The organism is Aeromonas sp. R3-1, from assembly GCF_040908345.1.
GTDB lineage: Bacteria > Pseudomonadota > Gammaproteobacteria > Enterobacterales > Aeromonadaceae > Aeromonas > Aeromonas veronii.
Map to the genome: position 1 here is coordinate 1 of NZ_JBFODN010000277.1, position 5,605 is coordinate 5,605.

Annotated in this window: 6 protein-coding genes; 3 read left to right on the forward strand and 3 right to left on the reverse strand. The window is 59.1% G+C overall.

Annotation, left to right across the window (positions count from 1 at the left end; all coding sequences use genetic code 11):
* Nucleotides 1-350, forward strand: a 350-nt coding sequence (locus AB5Y85_RS19960; RefSeq protein WP_368222030.1) for a transposase, incomplete at its 5' end; no start/stop codon positions are given.
* Between the two features lie 84 nt (nucleotides 351-434).
* On the opposite strand, the gene AB5Y85_RS19965 is transcribed toward AB5Y85_RS19960, so the two are convergent.
* Complete coding sequence (locus AB5Y85_RS19965) at nucleotides 435-1,835, reverse strand: DEAD/DEAH box helicase (protein WP_005333194.1); 1,401 nt, start codon at nucleotides 1,833-1,835, stop codon at nucleotides 435-437.
* 348 nt (nucleotides 1,836-2,183) lie between these two features.
* On the opposite strand from AB5Y85_RS19965, the gene AB5Y85_RS19970 reads away from it, so the two are divergent.
* Nucleotides 2,184-3,014, forward strand: a complete 831-nt coding sequence (locus tag AB5Y85_RS19970; RefSeq protein ID WP_236375098.1) for an ABC transporter substrate-binding protein — start codon at nucleotides 2,184-2,186, stop codon at nucleotides 3,012-3,014.
* A gap of 111 nt (nucleotides 3,015-3,125) precedes the next feature.
* On the opposite strand, the gene aroC is transcribed toward AB5Y85_RS19970, so the two are convergent.
* The gene (gene aroC / locus AB5Y85_RS19975) at nucleotides 3,126-4,214 is read right to left on the reverse strand and encodes a chorismate synthase (protein ID WP_058058188.1); all 1,089 of its coding nucleotides are present in this window, start codon (nucleotides 4,212-4,214) and stop codon (nucleotides 3,126-3,128) included.
* A 12-nt stretch (nucleotides 4,215-4,226) separates the two neighbouring features.
* Entirely contained in the window at nucleotides 4,227-5,162 is a 936-nt protein-coding gene (prmB, locus tag AB5Y85_RS19980; protein ID WP_005360393.1) for a 50S ribosomal protein L3 N(5)-glutamine methyltransferase, read from the reverse strand.
* A gap of 82 nt (nucleotides 5,163-5,244) precedes the next feature.
* Here prmB and smrB point away from each other — a divergent pair.
* A partial coding sequence (gene smrB, locus AB5Y85_RS19985; RefSeq protein ID WP_368222031.1) for an endonuclease SmrB occupies nucleotides 5,245-5,605 on the forward strand: 361 nt, incomplete at its 3' end.

The following is a 5,605-nucleotide window of genomic DNA, read 5'->3' on the forward strand; positions in this document are numbered from 1 at the left end:
ACGCCGAGTCGGTGGCGATGGCGTTCAGGAAAGCGCTGAAGCAACGGTGTGGCGACGGTGAACTCATCCATCACTCGGACCACGGCGTGCAGTATTGCTCGGGGCTGTATCAGTCATTACATGAACGGTACGGGGTAACATGCTCGATGACGGATGGGTATGACTGTTACCAGAATGCGTTGGCGGAGCGGGTGAACGGGATTTTGAAAGGAGAGTTGTTGTTGCAAAGCCCGCTGGATTTGACGCAAGCGCGGGAAATGGTGTGTGAAGCAGTAGATATTTACAACGAGGAGCGGCCGCATCATGCGTTGAAATACAGACCCCCCGATGCGGTACATAGGGGGTTCTGAGTAGAGAAATGCTAGTTGAAAATGTGTAAACCTATTTCAGGACTAGACAACAGCATAAGCTTGGGAGTCAAGCTCCCGAGCCGCTTACTGGTTGTGGGTAGAGCGACGTGGACGACGGGCCTGAGCCGGTTTGCCAGCACCATCAGCCGGACGCTGACCACCTTGCGGCTTGGGCTTGCCACCGTTACCGGTACGTGCACCACCCGCATTGCCATTGGAGGCGGAACGACCGGCACCTTGACGCTGACCTTGACCTTGCGGACGCGGCGCACGGCGCTGCTCGCTCGGATCACGAGGCTCTTTACGCAGCGGCGCGCCGATACCACGGGCGATGTTGTCCAAGGTCTCGCGGGAGGCTTCAAAACCGGCTACCTGCTCGCACGGGATGTTCTGCTTGGTCAGACGCTCGATCGCCTTGATAAGCTTCCCTTCGTCGGCCGCCACCAGCGAGATGGCGTGACCGGCAGCACCGGCACGGCCGGTACGACCGATACGGTGCACGTAATCTTCTGCCACGTTGGGCAGCTCGAAGTTGACCACTTGCGGCAGCTTGTCGATGTCCAGACCACGGGCGGCGATGTCGGTCGCCACCAGCACCTTGACGCTACCATCCTTGAAACCGGCCAGTGCGCGAGTACGGGCCCCCTGGCTCTTGTTGCCATGGATGGCGGCGGCGCTGACGCCGTTCTTGTCGAGGGTCTCGGCAACGCGATTGGCCATGTGCTTGGTACGGGTGAACACCAGCACCTGCTGCCAGTTGTTGCTGGTGACCAGATGACTCAGCAGCGCGATCTTGTTGGCCTTGTCGCACGGATGCACCAACTGCTCGATACGCTCGGCAGTGCTGTTGCGCGGGGCCACTTCGATCACCGCCGGGTTATCCAGCAGACCAGTGGCCAGTTCGCGGATCTCGTCAGCGAAGGTGGCGGAGAAGAGCAGGTTCTGACGCTTCTTCGGCATCAGAGCCAGGATGCGGCGGATGTCGCGGATAAAGCCCATGTCGAGCATGCGATCCGCTTCGTCCAGTACCAGGATCTCCACTTCGTCGAACTTGACGGCATTCTGGTTATAGAGATCCATCAGGCGGCCAGGACAGGCCACCAGCACGTCCAGACCACGGCGAGTCGCCATCATCTGTGGATTGATGCTGACGCCGCCGAAGACCACGTGGCTGCGCATCGGCAGGTGTTTGCCGTAGTTACGCACGCTCTCGCCCACCTGGGCGGCCAACTCGCGAGTCGGGGTCAGCACCAGCGCACGAATGCGGTTCGGAGACACCTTGCGCTTGCTCTCCATCAGACGTTGCAGCATCGGCAGGGTAAAGCCTGCGGTCTTGCCGGTCCCTGTTTGGGCCGCCGCCATCAGATCGCGGCCAGCCAGAACGGCGGGGATCGCTTGCTGCTGAATGGGAGACGGGGTGTCGTAGCCTTGTTCGGCAACGGCACGCAACAAGGGTTCGGCCAGACCGAGGGAAGTAAAACTCATAATTACCTGCTAGAGATAGGGGCTCCGGGGATTTGTGGTGGGGCTCCTCTGCTGAGCCGATGCCATCTCACAAGATCTGGGCCTATTGAGAAAACAACGATTTCCCCGGGGAGCAGAGCAAAGGGGAAAGAATAGAGGCGCAGTCTAACGGAGTTGCACGGGATAAACGAGAAAAATGTGATGCGCCTCCCAGCACGAAGAGAAAATCCCCCTTCTGCCCCCCGAATAATCCCGTTGATTGATGTAGCACACACCACACTATTAACTGGCAACACAATATCAGCCCTCGCAGGCATGGCTCGCGGGGCAAAAGCACGGGATTGAAGAACACAATAACGAGGTTTAGCTATGACCACGCCATATCGTCCCCGCGGCAGCTGGCAGGCAAGGGTTGGCCTGCTGCTTCTGCTGCTAAGTCCAGCACTGCAGGCCAGTCAGACTCTGACCGTGGCCTGGAGCCACTGGCCCCCCTTCAGCCAAATCAACAACCGAGGTGAGCTGGATGGGCTGGATGTCAGCCTGACCCGCCAGATCCTCACCCAGGCGGGCTTTGCCCCCAAGTTTCGCGAGCTTCCCTGGGCGCGGGCACTGCATCTGGTAGAACACGATCAGCTGGATGTGGCGATGGCCGCCCTCCCTCTGCCGGAGCGCCAGAGTTATGCCCGCTTCTCGACCCCCTACCGCCAGAGTGCCTATGTGCTGCTGAGCAATGACCCGATTCCCGGCCATCAGGATCGCTGGGCGCAGCTCGATAATCTGCCCGCGTTGTGCAACGAGAAAGGGCTCAAGATAGGCAAGTTACGCGGCACCCGCCCCATGCATCAGATGGATAGCTGCCCGGCGCTTAAAATGGCGACCGAATACAACGCCGATGAGCGGATGATCGATCTGCTGCTGGCTCGCCGCCTCGATGGCATCATCATGGAGTGGCAATATGCCCGCTACCGGCTGGCCCAGCTGGGGGCCGAAGAGTTTATCAGCTGCCAGCTGTTGCTACACCACCAGCCGGTCAGTCTGATGTTTGCCAAAAACAGCGTGAGCGAAGAACAGATCCTCAAAGTCAACGAGGCCATTCATGCCTTGCCCAAACCCCACAACAAGTTCTCGCCCCCCAGGTGTCGCCTCAATGCCGATCCGGGCGCCGCAGATCTGCTGACCCGCACCCTCCGCAAGCATTGACGGGATAAGCCGCCACCTGAAATAGCAAAGGCGACCCGAAGGTCGCCTTTTTGGTATTGTCGAACTTGTTCCCCGAACAGGGAGCGATCAGTCGATGAGCAGCAATAGCGATCAGCGCAGCTGCGGGGTATGGGTCAACACCCCCTGATTCTGGGCGCGATGGCGCAGCAGGTGATCCATCAACACCAGCGCCAGCATGGCTTCGGCGATGGGTACGGCGCGAATGCCGACACAAGGATCGTGACGACCCTTGGTGATCATCTCGATGGCCTCGCCTTCGGTATTGATGGTCTTGCCCGGCACAGTGATACTGGAAGTCGGTTTGAGCGCCATGCTCACCACAATATCCTGACCCGACGAGATCCCACCCAGAATGCCGCCCGCATGGTTGCTGGCAAAGCCCGCCGGGGTCATCTCGTCACGATGCTCGGAGCCTTTTTGCTCCACCACCGCAAAGCCGTCACCGATCTCCACCCCTTTCACCGCATTGATGCCCATCATGGCGTGGGCAATATCGGCGTCGAGACGATCAAATACCGGCTCACCGAGACCCACCGGCACATTGCGCGCAATGACCTGCACCTTGGCACCGATACTGTTGCCCTCTTTTTTCAGGTCACGCATGTATTGATCGAGCTCTTCCAGCTTGCCCGCATCGGGGAAGAAGAAGGGATTCTGCTCAATCTGCGCCGCGTCAAAGCCTTCCGCCTTGATGGGGCCGAGCTGGGAGAGAAAACCGGTGATCTCGATGCCATGCACCTGTTTGAGGTACTTCTTGGCAATGGCCCCCGCAGCTACCCGCATCGCGGTCTCGCGTGCCGAGGAGCGACCACCGCCGCGATAGTCCCGCTGACCATACTTCTGGTGATAGGTGTAGTCAGCGTGACCCGGCCGGAACAGATCCTTGATATCGGAGTAATCCTTAGAGCGCTGATCGGTATTCTCGATGAGCAGCCCGATGGAGGTGCCGGTGGTCTTGCCCTCGAACACCCCGGAGAGGATCTTCACCTCATCCGGCTCGCGGCGCGGCGTGGTGTAGCGGGAAGTGCCCGGCTTGCGCCGATCCAAGTCTCCCTGCAGATCCGCTTCGCTTATCTCCAGCCCCGGCGGGCAACCATCGACCACGGCGCCCAGCGCCAGGCCGTGGCTCTCGCCAAAGGTAGTGACCCGAAAGAGTTGACCAAAACTGTTCCCTGCCATGCGCGCTCCTGCTTAGTTCTTGTAGATGGCGAAATGATCCTGATACTGCACCAGCTCGTCACGGGTCATCACAAAGACGCCGTGACCGCCGTTTTCGAATTCAACCCAAGTAAAGGGGATCTCGGGGAACTGGGCTTCCAGATGGATCATGCTGTTGCCAACTTCGACCACCAGCACGCCGTTATCCTTGAGGAAATCTGCCGCATGGGCCAGCAGACGTTTGGTCAGCTTGAGACCATCGGAGCCGGACGCCAGCGCCAGCTCGGGCTCGTGACGGAACTCGTCCGGCAGATCCGACATATCTTCGGAGTCAACATAGGGCGGGTTGGAGACGATGAGATCGTACTTGTCGCCCGCCGGCAGATCACGGAAGAGATCGGAGCGGATCGGAATGACCTGCTGTTCCAGCCCGTGATCGTTGATGTTGCGCTCGGCCACGTTCAGCGCATCGATGCTGATGTCGATGGCATCGACTTCCGCTTCCGGGAACTCGTGGGCCATGATGATGGCGATGCAACCGGAGCCAGTGCACAAGTCCATGATCCGGGTCGGTTCATGTTTGAGGAAGGGTGCGAAACGGTTGGCCACCATCTCCGCAATGGGGGAACGGGGAATGAGCACCCGCTCGTCCACGTAGAACTCCCAACCGGCATACCAGGCCTTGTTGGTCAGGTAGGCGGCCGGTACCCGCTCCTGTACCCGGCGGATAATCAGCTCGGCGATACGGTGACGCTCGCTGCTGGTGAGACGGGAGTGGCGCATGGCCGGGTCTACATCCGGTGGCAGATGTAACGCGGGCAGTACCAGCTGCACAGCTTCATCCCAGGCGTTGTCGGTTCCATGACCGTAAAAAATCCCGGCGTCGTTGAAACGACTCATGGCCCAACGCAACATGTCCTGGATGGTGTGCATCTCGGCAACCACCTCATCGATAAATATCTTGTCCAAATCCACCTCCAAGTCGAGTAATATCCGGCCCGAGCCCCGTTTACCTGGCGGGCAAGACGCATACCTAATACATGAGCATCTGATGAAAAAAACGCCCTCACCGACAGACGAGGAAACCCTGCTGTTCCGCGATGCGATAAAAGGTACCCGGAAAATCAAGCAAGATACCATAAGGGCCGAGTTACGCCCGGTCAAGCAGAAACGCGAATTGCGCGAAACCCGCGAAAAGCTTGGGGTTGACCACTATTTCAGCGATGAGTATCAGCCCCATCTCGACGATGATGGGCCGACCCGTTACGTGCGGGAAGATGTGTCAAAATTCGAGCTGAAAAAGCTCAAGCGGGGCATTTATCCGCCGGAGATCTATCTCGATCTGCACGGCATGAACCAGCAGCAGGCAAAACAGGAGCTGGCGGCCCTGCTCACCCTCTGCCAAAAAGAGA

Excerpts from the sequence above, each read along its gene's own strand:
- AB5Y85_RS19965 (WP_005333194.1), bottom strand. The coding sequence starts at position 1,835 with ATGAGTTTTACTTCCCTCGGTCTGGCCGAACCCTTGTTGCGTGCCGTT.
- aroC (WP_058058188.1), bottom strand. The coding sequence starts at position 4,214 with ATGGCAGGGAACAGTTTTGGTCAACTCTTTCGGGTCACTACCTTTGGC.
- AB5Y85_RS19970 (WP_236375098.1), top strand. The coding sequence starts at position 2,184 with ATGACCACGCCATATCGTCCCCGCGGCAGCTGGCAGGCAAGGGTTGGC.